Source organism: Algoriphagus alkaliphilus (assembly GCF_900103735.1).
GTDB lineage: Bacteria > Bacteroidota > Bacteroidia > Cytophagales > Cyclobacteriaceae > Algoriphagus > Algoriphagus alkaliphilus.
In genome coordinates this window covers 79,699-94,917 of the sequence record NZ_FMXE01000007.1, presented here as the reverse complement: position 1 = coordinate 94,917, position 15,219 = coordinate 79,699, and the positions used below count along the sequence as shown (strand labels likewise).

Here is a 15,219-nt window from a genome sequence, read left to right as displayed (position 1 = left end):
TAACCCCAAGTCCGGATCGGTGATTCGGACTTTTTTTGTGGGTTGGGATTTGAGAAAGGATCTCTAAAACAGAAAAAATCCGAGATCATCTACGTCTCATTCTACGGAAACCTATCTGCAGCAGGCAGGTTCACTGGGACTATTGTTCAATAAAATGCCTGTCTAGAACACTCCTGACGGGCTTTTATATTTATTGGGGAAGTACTTATTACTCCCGAATCTCAATCACTTTAAACTCAGTTCGACGGTTGACCTGATGCTCTTCCTCAGTCTTGGCATCCTTGATGATCAATTGGCTTTCTCCATATCCTTTGGCCACCAATCGGTCGGCTGCGATTCCTTTTGACACCATGTAATCCACTGCGGATTGCGCTCTTCTTTGAGACAAATTCAGGTTGTAGGCATCGCTGGATCTGGAGTCGGTATGGGAGCTCAGCTCAATTCTGATCGAAGGATTATCCGCCAGGATTTTGACCAATTTATCCAACTCAAACGCTGCATCAGGTCTGATTTCAGCCTTATCGAGATCATAATAAATATTATCCAGGACGATGGATTTCTCCAAAATCAACTGATCCAAAACGATTGTGGTATCAAGTGATACGTTGGTCACATCCTGAATCAACGTTGCCGGATCGGGTGTCTTGCCTTTTGTGGTATAGGGGATCGATTTGGAGAAATAACCTCCCTTTGAAGCTATAATAGTATAATCCGATTCAGGAGCCATGGTAAATCTTACACGGCCATTGGCATTGGAGAAATCTCCACCCTGTTGCTTATTATCCGAACCGTAAAGCACAACCCTGGTTTGAGGCAAGTCTGCGATGGAACCATCAGCTTTTTCTTCTTTGATGAAGACGTTTAGCAGTACATTGACGATTTTAGGCTTAGGAGTTTTGTCTTCAAAGAAGTAGATGTCGTCGTCCCCTACCCCTCCTTCGCGGTTGGAGGAGATGAATCCTGCCTTTGGGTATTCTGTGAAGAAAATCCCAAAATCATCGTCCTTGCTATTGATGTTTTTTCCCAGGTTTCGAATCAGCTGTTTACCGGATTCGTCCTTTTCGGCTACAAATAAATCCAACTTTCCAAAACCGGGATGTCCATCTGAAGCAAAAAAGAATTTACCGTCAGGGGTCATTCTTGGGAACAATTCATTCCCAGGAGTATTGATGGTGGAGCCAAGATTGACAGGGTTTCCAAAATCACTGTTGGCAAGTCGGGTAGCTTTCCAGAGATCTATGCCTCCATATCCTCCAGGTCGGTTAGAAGCGAAATACAGTTCTGATCCGTCCGGGCTGAAGGCCGGCGTAGAATTCCACCAATTTTCCTCACCATTAACTGGCATCCAGATGGGCTGGGTAAAACCGGCACCTCGGAAATAAGAAGCAAACAAGGTTGTCTCTGGGTAATCCTTTGGAGAAGTAGAATTTCCTCGGGAATATATGATTGTGTTCCCGTCAGGACTTATCGCAATGGAACCTTGATTTAAGCCTTCCTCGTTTCTGAATTCCGGCAATGGCTGTATTACGCCAACATCTACTTTTAACCCATCGGCTCTAGCGCGAAATAGCTTTAAATAGGGTGTTCCTGTAGCCGGATAGATTGCTGATGCTTGTCTTCCTGAAGTGAAGTAGAGGAATTTTTCGCTCAATACGGGAGAAAAATCAGCTCCAAGAGTATTCAGTTCGGTATAATTGACCAAAACATGATTTGGCCAGTAATCTTCAATTCCCTCAGCCAATTTAATCGCCTCTATTTCCCGCTGATTTCTCGCCAATAGGGCATCGTCGGCTGTATAACCTTTTGCTTTTTCAAAAGCCTGAATAGCCTCCTCATTTTTCTGCTGCGCTTTAAGGCTCTGCCCAAGGAAGAAGTAACTGGAAAATGATGGATCTTTTTCTGCCAATTGGCGATAGTATGGCTCTGACTTTTCTATTCGATTTGAGAGCCGGTAGCTTTCCGCAATAAACTGGTTCGCCTCAAGATTGGAGGAGTCCTGACTTAGAATCTGAGTAAAGGTATTGATCGCATATTGGTACTGCCCGGACAGGAATTGGTCATTTCCTTTTTCTTGCAAGCTCTTACAGCCAACAAAAGCCAAAAGAACCAAGGCATAAATCCATAAAAAATGCTTCTTCATCGAATGGTGATTGTAGGTCAATGCTGAATATTACTAATTAATTTGGAAAATACTTAATAAGCCAACTATTTCGGACAGGTTGCCAGAGATTTTGAAGATCGGATTTGACGCGGATCATGGGATTGATCACTTCAGTTTCAATATCTATTTCGCCTGAAGTCACTTTTGATTTCACACCTAAGGCTGAAATTACGTTCATTTCTCCGCTTGGCTTTCTCAAACTGACTTTCCCTTGATCGGTCAAATTGATATGTAGGATACTTTCCAGCTCCCGAAGCGTCCGAACTGAACTATCAATCGAACAGCCACTGGCACCAAGCTTACTTTCATCCACGGCCAAAATCAGTATCTGGCTTTCGATGAGTTCAAATGAAGTGGGCATCAAGTTTCCGTGCGTATTCCAGCCTTCACAAAAACTTTTCATCCGATCCCGGACAAGCTGCGCATCAGCCGAGGATAATTTATGGTCTGCCTGGTAAACCCAAACTCTAGCGTAATCAGGCATTTGATCAAATGGGAGATACATGCGGTTTGTTTAACTTACAAATAAAAAACCCTTTTTGCATAACGGCAAAAAGGGCTGAATTGATTCAATTCTTCAAATTAAATCCCCATGTCTTTGGCGATCATTTCTGCCAAATCATAGACCTTGACGTCAGCTTCCCGGTTTTGATTTTTCACTCCATCGGTCATCATGGTCAGGCAAAATGGGCAGCCAACCGCAATTGTACTTGCTCCGGTGGCCAATGCCTCCTCAGTACGTTCGATGTTGATGTCTTTTTTACCCGGTTCAGGTTCTTTAAACATCTGCGCTCCACCAGCCCCGCAGCAAAGTCCTTTGGTTTTGCAGCGCTTCATCTCGACCAGCTCCACATCTAAGGCTTTGATGACTTCCCGGGGGGCTTCATAGACACTATTGGCACGACCAAGGTAGCAGGAATCATGAAAGGTGATCTTTTTACCTTTGAATTCTCCTCCTCCTTTAAGTGTGACCTTCCCCTCATTGATCAGCTGCTGTAAAAACTGAGAATGGTGAATTACATCATAATTCCCACCCAATGCAGGATATTCGTTTTTGATGGTATTGAAGCAATGAGGGCATGCTGTAACAACTTTTTTTACTTCATAGCCATTCATTACCTGAATATTTGCGACTGCTTGCATTTGGAATAGGAATTCATTTCCAGCTCTTCTTGCCGGATCACCGGTGCAGGCTTCTTCCGGCCCGAGAACTGCGAAACTGACGCCGACTTTATTCAATATTTTCACAAAAGCCTGAGTCACGGCTTTGTAGCGTTCATCGAAAGATCCGGCGCAGCCCACCCAAAAAAGAACTTCAGGTGTCTGACCGTTTGTGGACATTTCGGCCATGGTTGGAACTTTATATGTTGACATTTCTTAGACTTTAGATTATAGACTTTAGACACAAGAGGCTAGAAACAAGATTCAAGACCCAAATCGAGGAAAATTTAATCGGACTCCTGTCCGCCAAGGAGGATCGACTATCAAACATCGGTCACCCGACATCGGACACCGGACAACTTTACATCATTTCCTCTTCCTTCACTTTTTCTGCCCAGTTGAAGCGATCTGAAGGGCTAAATTTCCAAGGCGAAAAGCTGGTTTCCATGTTTTGAAACATGGCATTCCACTGGGCAGGAGTACCGGATTCTTCCATGGCCACGTAGCGGCGCATTTGAAGGATAATAGCTAAAGGATCGATATTGACAGGGCATGCTTCTACGCAGGCATTGCAGCTCGTGCAGGCGTTGATTTCTTCCTTAGTGATGTAATCTCCCAAAAGTGACTTTCCGTCTTCAAAACCGGCACCACCAGCATCGATGCTTTTTCCAACTTCCTCAACGCGATCCCGCACATCCATCATGATTTTACGCGGGGAAAGTTTTTTACCGGTGAGATTTGCCGGACATTCTGCCGTGCAACGCCCACATTCCGTACAGGAATACGCATTGAGAACATTGATCCAGCTGAGGTCATTGACATCTTTAGCTCCAAAACGACCGATTTCAGCAGACACATCAGAGGAAGTTTCCACAGGAATTCCCAGCATCATATTCACCTCATTGGTCACTTCAGGCATATTGATCATTTCACCCTTTGCTTTGAGGTTGGAATACCAGGTGTTTGGAAAAGCCAAAAAGATGTGCAAATGCTTCGAGTAGGTGACATAAATAGCGAAAGCCAAAATCCCTACAATATGAAACCACCAGGCAAACCGCTCCGTGAAAACCAAAGCTCCATCAGACATTCCCTCAAAGATTGGCATCAGCATGCTACTGAAAAACAAGGTTCCCAAGGCCAAATAATGTCCATCTTCTCGGTTTGCCAAAATCTGATCCGTTGCATTCATCGTCAGGATTGCAAACATCAAAATGATCTCAATCACCAAAATCAGGTTTGCATCCATGGCAGGCCAACCCTTGAGCTCCGGCTTGGTGAAACGCTCCACTTTCATCACATTTCTTCTGATCAGGAAAGCAACACAGGAAACCAATACTGCGACAGCCAGAAACTCAAACATGTTGATGGCAGTGGTATAAAGGCCTCCCAACACCGGAGCAAAAAGCCTGTGACTACCTATAATACCGTCAAGAATAAATTCCAATACTTCAAGGTTAATGACTAAAAAGCCAACATAAATTAATAAATGAAGAAAAGCTGGGACGATGCGTTTAAACATTTTCTGCTGACCAAACGCCACCAGCATCATGGTCTTCCAGCGGGATTCGGATTGGTCGTTCCGAGTCTCTGCTTTTCCTAAAAGGATATTTCTTCTGAGAAATTTGATCCTTTTACTCAAAATATAACCCGCAATACCCAAAATCAGGACAAATGCGAGTTGCGGTAAAATGCTCATAGTGATCTGATTAGCTTGTTTTTCTTTAATTAGGGTTTATTTTTTCTGAAAAGCATTTGTATCAAATACTCAAATTTCTACCTTTGCATCACTTTAAAAGTTGGTGATATAGCTCAGTTGGTAGAGCATCGGACTGAAAATCCGTGAGTCGGTGGTTCGAGTCCACTTATCACCACCCTCCCGATCCACATGGATCGGGATTTTTTTTGCCCTTTTCTCAAAACTTCGTCGATATAAAGCTGGATTGTTCATCACTGCAAAATATAAAATAGTCTGCATGCATACTATTTCTGATTCAAATTTATACTCGATCTACACAAGTCTAGGATTACTCAAAAGGACAATTGACTGAATAGGGACTTCCTTCCGGGTGAGTTTTGGACTTAGAAAAATAATTTCAGGAAATTTCTTCGTGAATTTGTAACATTCTGGCCTTTTCCGCATCACCTTCTTAAATGAATTCATTTTTCGAGACACACATCTGGCCCTTGAGAGGCAAGCTGTTCCGGATGGTTTTTCTCTGGACCAAAGACCGGGATCTAGCAGAAGATGCCTTGCAAAATGTATTTGAAAAAACAATGGGACGTCAAAAGGAACTCCAAACACACCCAAATCTGACTGGATGGATGGTCAAAAGCCTGAAAAATGAGGTCTTGATGCATCATCGGAAAAATGAAAGAATTGAAAGTTTGGAAGGAATACGGGAAACGGCTTTTAATGAACCAAATCAACTTGAATCTGAAGAATCACTTCGTTTGATATTTGATTTGGTAGGAGATCTACCTGAGAAGCAACGGGAGATTTTTCACCTCAGAGAGGTGGAGGAGATGAGTTATGAAGCCATTGCAGGGCAAATGGAGATCAGCCTTGACCAAGTGAAAGTCAACCTCCATCGGGCAAGAAAGACCCTACGCGAAAAATTAATCAACCAAGGAATTACCGGATGAAGACAAGAATTGAAGAACTGCTGGGGAAATATTGGGAGGCGGAAACATCCCAAAATGAAGAAAAGGAGCTTCGGGAATTAATTCGAGAAGCGACAGGCTATGAACAGGAAAAGGCCTTATTCAAAGGACTAGACCTGTTCAAATCCGAAGAACCAAAAATTCTGCGTATTCCCAAGACCAAAACGCGGAGGCTAAACCCCGCTTGGCTAAGCTGGGCGGCTTCGATTACGATCTTGATTGGAAGCTTTTGGGGATGGAGAGTGTATGAGCAAAAGCAAGCCGAGCAGAGAGCATTCGAAGAAGTCATACAAGCCTTTGGTTTAATACAGTCAAACCTTTCAAAAGCAAAAGATCAGCTGGCTCCGCTGAATGATCTAAAATATTTGAACACAACCAATCAGCTGTTTCAGCTGGATCAAAATTCAAACCAATGAAATCAAGCCTACCTGCGGCAGACAGGCATGTCCCAAAGCAACCCAAAGAGGAATGATTTTAATCCATGCGAATATCCCAACTGCCTAACGGCAGACAGGTGTGACCGCTAAAAAACAATTATAAACACATGAAATCGAGCATGACGAGTACGTCACACACTGGGATGATTATAATTCATGCGAAGATTCCATCTGACCAAAAAAATCAATTTATAAACAGATGAAAAAGACCTATATCATACTATTCTTTCTACTGGGACTGACTACTGCGTCTTACGCTCAGGAGGATGCCATACAGAAGTTTTTTTCCAAATACTTGGAGGACGACCGATTCTCCCGGGTCTACATTTCTCCAAAAATGATGCAAATGGCCGGTGGATTCCTGAAAAGTAGCTCGGGGGGAGATGCTGAGGCTCAGGAGTTGGGGAAGTTGATCTCGAAAGTAAAAGGTATTCGAATACTGTCAGCCGACGGAATTGAAGGGATGCCTTTATACAAAGAGGCCATGTCTACACTCAACAAAAACCAGTATGAGGAATTGATGGATGTGCAGGAAAAAGGCACCAGTTTGAAATTTATGATCCGCGAAGAAGCTGGTTTAATTCGAGAGCTGATGATGGTAACAGGAGACACCAAAAGCTTCACCCTGCTATCCATGCTAGGCGCATTCACTTATGAGGATCTGAATATGTTGGCTGAAAAGACCAACTTGCCCGGAATGGATAAATACGGAAAAGGAAGTAAGGGACCCAAGGGGCCGAAATAATATTATTTGAAAACTAAACCACTTACAAAAATGAAAAGACTCATTGTAACCCTCTGCCTTCTTGCTATTGTCTATGCTACAAATGCCCAAAGCAAAAGTGTAGCTTCACTAAAAGAAAAGTTCAAATCAGACAAGGACTTTTTCCAACTTGAATTGGGCGGAAATTTTATGAACTTTGCGGATGGCTTCAAGATCGATGTCGATAAAAACGACATGGCAACTGTTGCCAAATCAGTTGAAAAATTGATTTTTTTAAGCCTGCCAAAGGACAATAGTAATTACACCGAATTCAAAGCCTTACAAAAAGGCCTTGAGCGAGAGCGCTACGAACTCCTGATGGAGACAGCCGGAGGAAAAAGTGGGATCCTTATCTATTCCAAAGGAGCTTCAATTATTTCCGATTTGGTGATCTTGGTAGGGGATAACAAGAAGGGAGACTTAATGGTGATTGAGCTGAAAGGAAAATTCACCCAAGAAGCATTATCCAAAGCAACTTCCCAGCTTAATTGAGTTTAAATTTGAACCTCATTTTCAGTTTTTAACACAAAAGCCCGAAATATTCGGGCTTTTGTATTTGACATAGATCAAATTGTAAAAATACTTTTTGTTTATACAATCGTTTGCGAAAAAGAGAATATAGCAATTGATGTAATTACATGATTTTGTTATTTAATCCTTTTACAATTTATTATTCCGTTTTGTGTTAAAGTTTCACCATAAAGTAAGCTCCGCAATCGATGCCGGGATTAAATTATGTTTTTTGTAATTATTTGATATTTTTGTTAATGATTTGAAAATATTTTTGACATTTTATTAAAACATTTGCAATTCCGCTTCCGTTAGGTATCTTTGTAATGTAATTCGAATTGCATCGAAGACCCTGTAGCCCAAAATCCCCACTGATGGAAACTGTCCATCCAGCGGTTACACACAAAATCTAGAACCTATTTAAACCAACTAGTAAAATGAGAAAATTATTCACTATGCTTTTTGTTGCGGGGATCGCAACTGGAGCGTTCGCTTACAACGACGAGAAATCTGTAGAGATCAGACAAACTGAACCGGCTAAAGTAATGATAGCGGTAAATGATGCGCCTCAGGGTACATTAACTGTACGGATCACTGATGCTGACAACCGTCTGGTGTTGCGTGACAGAATCACAAAAACCGAAGCTTTTGCAAAAAGATATGATTTGAATGCCTTGCCGGTAGGTAATTATTCAATCGAAGTGTCTGACGCAAAGGGTACCCTGAGTACTGCCACATTCAATACTCAGGTGATCACCAAGCCTTTGGTTTATTCCCGGGTGACAGCCTTGGGTGACAATCAATACAGACTTTTGGTGTCGAACCTCGAATCCAAAGACGTAACAGTACAGATATTCGACGGAAACAATCTGATCCATACTGAATTGATCCAGAATCCTCAGGGACTACACAAAATCTATACGATTGACAATCCAGGTTCTCCTGAAGGAATCAGCTTCAAAGTGACTACCTCAAGTGGCTTCGAAGCTTACGTTGCAACGCGATAATTAAACCAACTTTATTTTAAAAACCCCTGCCGAGGTGCCTCAGCAGGGGTTTACTTTTTTACAGCTTTTCAAAAACCAATCGCGCATGTCCCATGATCTCCCGCTCGAAGCAAACTCGATTGGGGCGAACTCTCAAAATTGCCAGTTGATGTCTAAATTCTTTGTCTGTAAATAATTTTGGCACCAAGGAAGCAAACCACAGGTATTTTTTCAAACTGAATTTGTAAAATCGCTTCGTCCATTCTCGATTGGTCTTCACATAATCAAGTCTACCGTCACTGTAATAAGTGTTTTTGAAGAATGGGCTTGCAGTGCGTACGACATGCTCATATCCATAAGGAATCCATGAATCCGGATTATGCTTCAGCAAAAGAGCCATAATGTAGCTGTCTGAGTCTTTTGGCGCATTGATGTCTATCTGATCAAAAGGCATCATATTCTTTTCAAAAGTCATGGTTTGCATGTAGAATTTTCCGCCCGGTTTGAGCAGATTGTACACATGACGGAAATAATCTTCATATACTTCATCCTGACGGCCTTCGAGGTAATCCTTTACCGAAGCCACATGCTCGAAACTTCCGAAAGCTGTGATCGCATCAAAAGTCCCAAAATCCTCGGGTTTGATGAATCGAGCATCTTTGATGTAGGCAGTTAATCCATTCTTCCTACAGGCATTCACTTGACCATCCGACAGGTTTACACCGATACCTTCTGCACCCACGACATCTTTCAGGTATTTTAGCCAACCTCCCCAGCCACAGCCCAAATCCAAAACCCGACTCCCAGGCTTTATATCCAAAGCTTTGGTTACAAACTCATGTTTCCTACGTTGAGCTTCTTCCAAAGACATGGAGTAATCTCCGAGGTACATCGCATTGCTGAAAACAGGATTTTCACCCAGGCTATACCTGATAAATTTATCAATGTTGGTATAAGTGAAGTCCATCTCCTTCTTTTTATCCCAAGCCTGTCCTTCGCGTTCGCTGACACTTGACCCACTCCATGGTTTTGCTAAAAGCTCTTTGTTGATGTCTGTTTGATCCATTTTTTGAGAAGTTGATTTTGGAATTTAAATAAAATATTGAATTTCAATAGCTTGAATAAGTTAGCATTTCCAGCAACAATAAAAAATATCCTTTACCAAAAGAAAAAATAGAGTGGTGTCTTTTCCTTTGAAAAAGGGCCGAGGCAATAAAAATAGTCTAAGAATAAATACTTTTCCCAAAGTCAATTTCCAAATCCTCCCTTCTTATGGCCGAAACTGCCACCTCAGATTCCTGCGAAGCAAATTCCAGAGCCATGAGGCGACCTTGATCAAGAATAAATGATTTTTTTTGCTTAATGCGGGATAAGGATTGTTCTTAATTCAGATTAATGATTACCTCAAACTTCTTCAAATAAGGCATCCATCGTTACCTCGCTTTGGACCAGCATATCGCTGTAGGCATTCCGATGCAAGCCATAGGTGCTCACAAATGCGAAATGAACCGCTTTTTTTGTTTTTGAAACTTCCTTGAATACGGAGATTTTTGACTTTATCTGATCTGCATATTCTTTGGAAATACTAAAGCTGTCCAGTTGAAATTTACATTCACAGATCGTTATGACATGGTCACGGCGGTCAATCAGCAGATCAATCTGAGCTCCCTTCCCCTCGATTGAGCCTCTCCAGGCTGCATGCTCGGCCTGAATTCCGCTGATTCCAAGGGATTTTTTGATTTGTGGTATATGATCCAAGCAAACTTGCTCGAATGTAAACCCTTGCCAAGTGCGGTGGGCGGGCTGGTCAATCAGTTGTAGCCAGTCGCTGCTTTGGGGTTTTTGTAAAAAACGGAAGTAGAATGCCGTGAAATAATCCGAAAGCCGATAAATGGTGTTTTTCTGCTTTCTATCCAAGGAGGGATATGAAGTGATAAAACCGCTTTCCTCCAGGTCCTCCAGCACCTTGGTGAGTGTGCCTCCAGATTGTAAGCCAGAGGCCTGAATGATTTCATTTCTGGACATGCCATAGGTCTTGGTGGAGAGAACTTCCACCACTCTTTCATAGATTTCGTGACGCTTGAAAAGTGCCCGGTAGAGATTGTGAAACTCGTTTCTGAGTAATCCGCTTTTTTCAAAAAATAGCTCCTGAATATTCTGTGCGGCACTTTTTCCAGGTTCCACCGCATCCAAATAATAGGGAATTCCACCTAAACACATGAAAAGCTGAATGACCTGATATCGATCCAATTGACAGCCTTTTGACACTAACATTTCTTCTGTTTCACCCAGATTGAAGGGTTCGATTTTTATCTGGGCCGTTACACGATTGTGAAGACCGCCTGTACTGTTGATCACTTCAGTAAGCATCCAGGATGCCGCAGAACCGCAAACAATCAGCAATATGTCGTTTCTATGTGTGGCCCAGGCATTCCAAAAATGCTCCAAGCCCATCAGAAAATCTGATCCATGTGTTTGCATCCATGGGAGTTCATCTATGAAAATGACTAGTTTTTTTTCCTTCTTTTTGGATTCCAGATGCTCCCGCAATCGCTGAAATGCAATCAGCCAGGTTTCAGAGGGTTTGTCAAAAACCAAACTGGACTGTCTGTTTAGTTCTGTGTCAAAATTAAAAAGCTGCTGTACTGTGGTGGCATTAGCCATCCCGGTAATGAAAAAATCAAACTGATAGTTAAAATATTCCTTGATGAGAAAAGTCTTTCCAATCCTTCTCCGGCCATACACAGCGAGGAATTCAGACTTTTTGCTTTTCAGCAGTTTTTGGAATCGCTCCTTAGGCTTCTTTCTTCCGACTAAATCCGAATCATTCATAGGATATAAATTTACGGCCAAAACTTAATCAAAAGTATTAAATCTGGCTATAAAAATTAATATTTAGAGCCAAAAATGATTATTAAAACAAAAATATGGCTGATAATTTAATTTTTTGCAGCCAAAATATACTATTTCTTCCTATTTCTGGCTGGAAATTTATTTTCAAATAAACATGTTTCAATAAAAAATCCCGCCAACCAAGCTGACGGGATTTTTTATTTATTCATCAATTAAATTCATCATTTCTTCCAGCTCGCTTTCCCGCCTTTGGCAGAGTCGACGGTGATGCTGTAATTGGAAGCCGATGAAACGATCCATTTCACCTTGACGGCTCCCATTCCGGGAACATTTTCTACTGCCATTTTCTCGGGTGAGGCCTTCTGCTCTTTGAATTTCTTCATGTCTTCATCTTCTACTACAAAGCCCGCTACAACCTTAGCTCCTGTGATACTGACATAATCAGGTCGTTCGATCCTGTATTTCAAATCCTGACTGGCGTGGGTTGGCATCATTCGCTCATTGAAAATGGTCGCCGTGATTGCTTTCAATCCTCCGCCGAGATCTTCTTCTTTCACATCCATTACAGAAAGTTTTGGCGTGTGATACGCATGATAGATGGTGAAGGCTGAATTACGGTGCGCATCCTGTTCCAGCAAAAATCCCGGATGTGCACGCCCAAAGTTCTTCTTGAATCCTCCGATCTCGACCGTACCAAATTGCGGATGGTTGTACTCTTTAAAATCAACAAAGGCATCGCCAAAAGTCAATAACTGATCCACCTTGAGCTGCTCATCCTGATTTCCCCTTCCAGCTTCCTTATTAAAATAAAGGTAAGGAACCATCAATTCGTTAGTGTAGGTGAATATTCCTCTGTTGCCATAGAACCAGTCCAATTCTCCTCCAAAGACAGAGTATAAGTCTTTGTAGACCGTCAGGTAACGGTAACCCGGGATCATTTCCTCTCCCTTTTTGCCGATCGCATCGTAGATTCGGATGTCTTCAAGGTTGTAGGTATTGAGGTCTTCCTCGGCACCGGGACCACGCAGAATCATCCCGCCGGAATTGTGGAAACTTTGAGCACCTGCGATGTTGGGGTGCTTCATCACAAATTCCATCACGGCACGGTTTTCAGGCAGTGTGAATGGATAGCGCATAGCTCCCCGCTGAATGTAATCCGGCTGCCAGTTCCATCCCCAATCCCGATTGGGATCGTAATAGCCGATTCCGTCTTCGTTGACTTCTCCGTCTCCGTCATTGTCCATACCTTCCTGACCGAGCATTTCATAATCACCCACCTGATCCGGACCGACCGCCATGAGCCTTCTTGGGTCCAATGGATCTTTGATAAACCGTCCTGTCGGTGATCTACGGATCATCATGGTAATATGCCCGTCTCCGTCCAGGTCGTTCATCATATCTTCTCCAGCCTGTCCGTCTCCATCATTGTCCAATACGATCATTCCCGATCTTGGGGAGTTGGCTGTATTTGGTTCTTTGAAGAAATTATTCCGCGCATCAGGGTTGATAGTCGGTGTGATGTAAAAGGTTTTATCCCGAAGCAGTTCCTGTATAAATTTCGTGTCGGCATGCATTTCCGTCAAGTACCAGGCTACATAGAGCGAAAATTCACCCCCCTGAATCTCGTTGGAGTGGATATTTCCATCAATCCACATGGCAGGCTTGTCGGTATCTTTTCCTGTGGAAAAGTCAGTGATCGTCAAGGTAAGGATATCACGTCCTTCGAAAGATTTACCGATAGATTCGATTTTTGCCAATTTTGGGTGAGCAGCGGCGATTTTTTTCATCCAATCCCAAAGACCTTCGGCACTGTAATACCGATTCCATGCGATTTCTACTTTCGGCTTATGCGGGGATCCGATTGCGCGGAAATAATTTTCCTGCTGTGCATTGGTTTCAATGGAGCTTAAGCATAAAGCACTCAAAGCCAGGGCAACGATTAGTTTTGTTGTTTTAGTGATTTTCATGGCTTAGAGTTTTATTGTTTGGGTGGCAAAACCTGCGTGAGGAGCTCCTGCTTTGATGTTGAAAGTTCCCGTTCCTCGAATGATCCAACTGAAAGTTGCTTTTTCATAAGCCCCTAGAGAATCCAGTAATTTGATTTTGTCCCCGGATACCAGTTTTTCTTTTGTCGCATCTACATCGATCCGCACTTTCCGAAGCCAGCGCGATCTAGCACCCATTTCGGAATGAGTGGGAAGTGGGGAATTGTTGAATAAATCCACCGTAATTCTGGTCAATCCATTTCCCAACGACTCTGACTTCAGGTTATGAAATTCCAGCTTTGGCTGCATTTCAGCCAATTTTAGGATAAAGGCAGTATGCTCGTCTGCAATTTTTCCTACTTTTTCAAAAGGAGGATTCGCCATCACAAATGGCTTGATGCCTCCAACTTCCGCTTTCTGATTTGGAAAATCCGGATGCTTCACCACCGTCCAAGGCACAAATGAATTCCATCCCAAGGAATCTGCCCAAGCTAAGTAGTTAGCTTCGGCATTGGTTTTCCCTTTGAATTCGGGAGTCCAATACCCCGGTGTGCCGAAACTCAGTCTTGCAAAATGAAAATAAGCCCACTGAAAAAAATCCCCATCGGTACCCTGATTGGTTTGCTGAAATGCTTTTGAAGTCACTGTTTCATTGTAGATACCGGACACCATCGCATTGATCGCCTGGTCTTTTTCCAAAATTGAGGTTACCACCCGCTTTTTTGCATCGCCTGCACTGTATTTCAGTGGAGTGCTGAGATTGTTTGCCGGAGAAAAAGTGACAAAAGCAAAGATGTTCCACTGCTCAAACAGGTAGTCCAGCATCGCGCGACTCTCTTTTTGAGAGACGGCAATGTCGCCTGCCAAGGGTTCAAATACCGGGAATTTGTAAGTCAAAGATCGATTGAAGGCAATTCCTTCCTGTAGATCTTCGGCAAACTCACCGTCTTTGTCGTCATCTTTACTTTCTTTGAACACCCGGTATTTCCCTGCCTCTCCTTTGGATCGATCAGCCTTTACCAGGACGCGTTCATCATCTTTGTACACCATCCATTCACCCATCGGGTCTTCGACTCGCATCCAGGTAATCATTCCATCTCCATTGAGATCGGAGTATCCACTTTCTCCCATCTTACCATCCCGATCGTGATCCATGGGGACGGCATTTCCTCTTCGCTCATACTTTAGCGCTGCATGATACTGCTCATAAGCATCCGGAGACATGTTTGGAAAAATGTAGAATGTGGTTTTTTCAAGCACCGCAGCATTTTCAGCCACCAGTTTTTCGGCAAACTGAAGTGCTAATTCTACACTGAGCACATGAAATCCCTCCACGCCGCCGACCACAGCGATCGCTGGTTTTTCGTCTTTTGCACCCGTACCTACTTTGAGCACATAGATGTCTTTTCCACCTTCGGTTTTGGTGAGGGATTTCAGCTCGACGGCAGAATTACTGCCTAGCTTCTGGAGCCGTTGAGTGACCTGACTGAGGGTTGGGTAGTCTGATTGGGCGAAGGAATCGCTGCATATCAAACTCCCCAGCATCAGCCCTGTGAGTAAGAATTTTCTCATAAAATGATTGTTTTCGGGTTTTTTCTGAAGAAAATGATCAAAAATTGGAATGAAGTTTAATGAAAAAAGGCAAGATTTTACACTGGGATTTTTCAGAAAATAGAAATCAGCCTCAGGTGGAAATGGGAAA

At 42.9% G+C, this 15,219-nt stretch carries 13 protein-coding genes and 1 tRNA gene; 6 read left to right on the top strand and 8 right to left on the bottom strand.

What is annotated here, in order from left to right; all coding sequences use genetic code 11:
- Positions 1 to 208: 208 nt before the first annotated feature.
- From BLQ81_RS23015 to BLQ81_RS06085, 4 genes are all read right to left on the bottom strand, one after another.
- Entirely contained in the window at positions 209 to 2,140 is a 1,932-nt protein-coding gene (locus tag BLQ81_RS23015) for an OmpA family protein (protein ID WP_092729067.1), read from the bottom strand.
- Positions 2,141 to 2,177: 37 nt separating this feature from the next.
- On the bottom strand, positions 2,178 to 2,666 hold the full coding sequence (locus BLQ81_RS06095; protein WP_092729066.1) for a hypothetical protein: 489 nt from the start codon (positions 2,664 to 2,666) through the stop codon (positions 2,178 to 2,180).
- Positions 2,667 to 2,743: 77 nt separating this feature from the next.
- Positions 2,744 to 3,535, bottom strand: a complete 792-nt coding sequence (locus BLQ81_RS06090) for a (Fe-S)-binding protein (protein ID WP_092729065.1) — start codon at positions 3,533 to 3,535, stop codon at positions 2,744 to 2,746.
- Positions 3,536 to 3,683: 148 nt separating this feature from the next.
- Positions 3,684 to 5,018 (bottom strand): 4Fe-4S dicluster domain-containing protein, encoded by a 1,335-nt coding sequence (locus BLQ81_RS06085; RefSeq protein WP_092729064.1) that lies wholly within the window; start codon positions 5,016 to 5,018, stop codon positions 3,684 to 3,686.
- 102 nt (positions 5,019 to 5,120) lie between these two features.
- Here BLQ81_RS06085 and BLQ81_RS06080 point away from each other — a divergent pair.
- The 6 genes from BLQ81_RS06080 to BLQ81_RS06055 all read left to right on the top strand — a co-directional run bounded on the left by BLQ81_RS06080 (position 5,121) and on the right by BLQ81_RS06055 (position 8,700).
- A tRNA-Phe gene (locus BLQ81_RS06080) sits at positions 5,121 to 5,193 on the top strand.
- Positions 5,194 to 5,473: 280 nt separating this feature from the next.
- Positions 5,474 to 5,965, top strand: a complete 492-nt coding sequence (locus BLQ81_RS06075) for an RNA polymerase sigma factor (protein WP_092729063.1) — start codon at positions 5,474 to 5,476, stop codon at positions 5,963 to 5,965.
- Positions 5,962 to 6,399 carry a hypothetical protein gene (locus BLQ81_RS06070; RefSeq protein ID WP_092729062.1) on the top strand — a complete coding sequence of 146 codons (438 nt, stop codon included), beginning with the start codon at positions 5,962 to 5,964 and terminating at the stop codon, positions 6,397 to 6,399. Before BLQ81_RS06075 ends, BLQ81_RS06070 begins: the two co-directional genes overlap by 4 nt.
- 220 nt (positions 6,400 to 6,619) lie before the next feature.
- Positions 6,620 to 7,165 carry a DUF4252 domain-containing protein gene (locus BLQ81_RS06065; RefSeq protein WP_092729061.1) on the top strand — a complete coding sequence of 182 codons (546 nt, stop codon included), beginning with the start codon at positions 6,620 to 6,622 and terminating at the stop codon, positions 7,163 to 7,165.
- Between the two features lie 30 nt (positions 7,166 to 7,195).
- A complete protein-coding gene (locus BLQ81_RS06060; protein WP_092729060.1) occupies positions 7,196 to 7,675 on the top strand; it encodes a DUF4252 domain-containing protein in 480 nt (159 codons plus the stop codon).
- 455 nt (positions 7,676 to 8,130) lie between these two features.
- Positions 8,131 to 8,700, top strand: a complete 570-nt coding sequence (locus tag BLQ81_RS06055) for a hypothetical protein (protein WP_139183570.1) — start codon at positions 8,131 to 8,133, stop codon at positions 8,698 to 8,700.
- A gap of 58 nt (positions 8,701 to 8,758) precedes the next feature.
- Here BLQ81_RS06055 and BLQ81_RS06050 read toward each other — a convergent pair whose 3' ends face one another.
- The 4 genes from BLQ81_RS06050 to BLQ81_RS06035 form a co-directional block, all read right to left on the bottom strand.
- Entirely contained in the window at positions 8,759 to 9,745 is a 987-nt protein-coding gene (locus tag BLQ81_RS06050; protein WP_092729058.1) for an SAM-dependent methyltransferase, read from the bottom strand.
- Positions 9,746 to 10,083: 338 nt separating this feature from the next.
- Positions 10,084 to 11,511: an AAA family ATPase gene (locus BLQ81_RS06045; protein ID WP_092729057.1), complete on the bottom strand. Its 1,428-nt coding sequence runs from the start codon at positions 11,509 to 11,511 to the stop codon at positions 10,084 to 10,086.
- Positions 11,512 to 11,753: 242 nt separating this feature from the next.
- Positions 11,754 to 13,499 (bottom strand): M14 family metallopeptidase, encoded by a 1,746-nt coding sequence (locus tag BLQ81_RS06040; protein ID WP_092729056.1) that lies wholly within the window; start codon positions 13,497 to 13,499, stop codon positions 11,754 to 11,756.
- 3 nt (positions 13,500 to 13,502) lie between these two features.
- Entirely contained in the window at positions 13,503 to 15,089 is a 1,587-nt protein-coding gene (locus BLQ81_RS06035) for a M14 family metallopeptidase (protein ID WP_092729055.1), read from the bottom strand.
- Between the last annotated feature and the right edge of the window lie 130 nt (positions 15,090 to 15,219).

Bases quoted from the DNA above. Each gene is read 5' to 3' on its own strand.
- BLQ81_RS23015 (WP_092729067.1), bottom strand. From the start codon at position 2,140: ATGAAGAAGCATTTTTTATGGATTTATGCCTTGGTTCTTTTGGCTTTT.
- BLQ81_RS06095 (WP_092729066.1), bottom strand. From the start codon at position 2,666: ATGTATCTCCCATTTGATCAAATGCCTGATTACGCTAGAGTTTGGGTT.
- BLQ81_RS06090 (WP_092729065.1), bottom strand. From the start codon at position 3,535: ATGTCAACATATAAAGTTCCAACCATGGCCGAAATGTCCACAAACGGT.
- BLQ81_RS06085 (WP_092729064.1), bottom strand. From the start codon at position 5,018: ATGAGCATTTTACCGCAACTCGCATTTGTCCTGATTTTGGGTATTGCG.
- BLQ81_RS06075 (WP_092729063.1), top strand. From the start codon at position 5,474: ATGAATTCATTTTTCGAGACACACATCTGGCCCTTGAGAGGCAAGCTG.
- BLQ81_RS06070 (WP_092729062.1), top strand. From the start codon at position 5,962: ATGAAGACAAGAATTGAAGAACTGCTGGGGAAATATTGGGAGGCGGAA.
- BLQ81_RS06065 (WP_092729061.1), top strand. From the start codon at position 6,620: ATGAAAAAGACCTATATCATACTATTCTTTCTACTGGGACTGACTACT.
- BLQ81_RS06060 (WP_092729060.1), top strand. From the start codon at position 7,196: ATGAAAAGACTCATTGTAACCCTCTGCCTTCTTGCTATTGTCTATGCT.
- BLQ81_RS06055 (WP_139183570.1), top strand. From the start codon at position 8,131: ATGAGAAAATTATTCACTATGCTTTTTGTTGCGGGGATCGCAACTGGA.
- BLQ81_RS06050 (WP_092729058.1), bottom strand. From the start codon at position 9,745: ATGGATCAAACAGACATCAACAAAGAGCTTTTAGCAAAACCATGGAGT.
- BLQ81_RS06045 (WP_092729057.1), bottom strand. From the start codon at position 11,511: ATGAATGATTCGGATTTAGTCGGAAGAAAGAAGCCTAAGGAGCGATTC.
- BLQ81_RS06040 (WP_092729056.1), bottom strand. From the start codon at position 13,499: ATGAAAATCACTAAAACAACAAAACTAATCGTTGCCCTGGCTTTGAGT.
- BLQ81_RS06035 (WP_092729055.1), bottom strand. From the start codon at position 15,089: ATGAGAAAATTCTTACTCACAGGGCTGATGCTGGGGAGTTTGATATGC.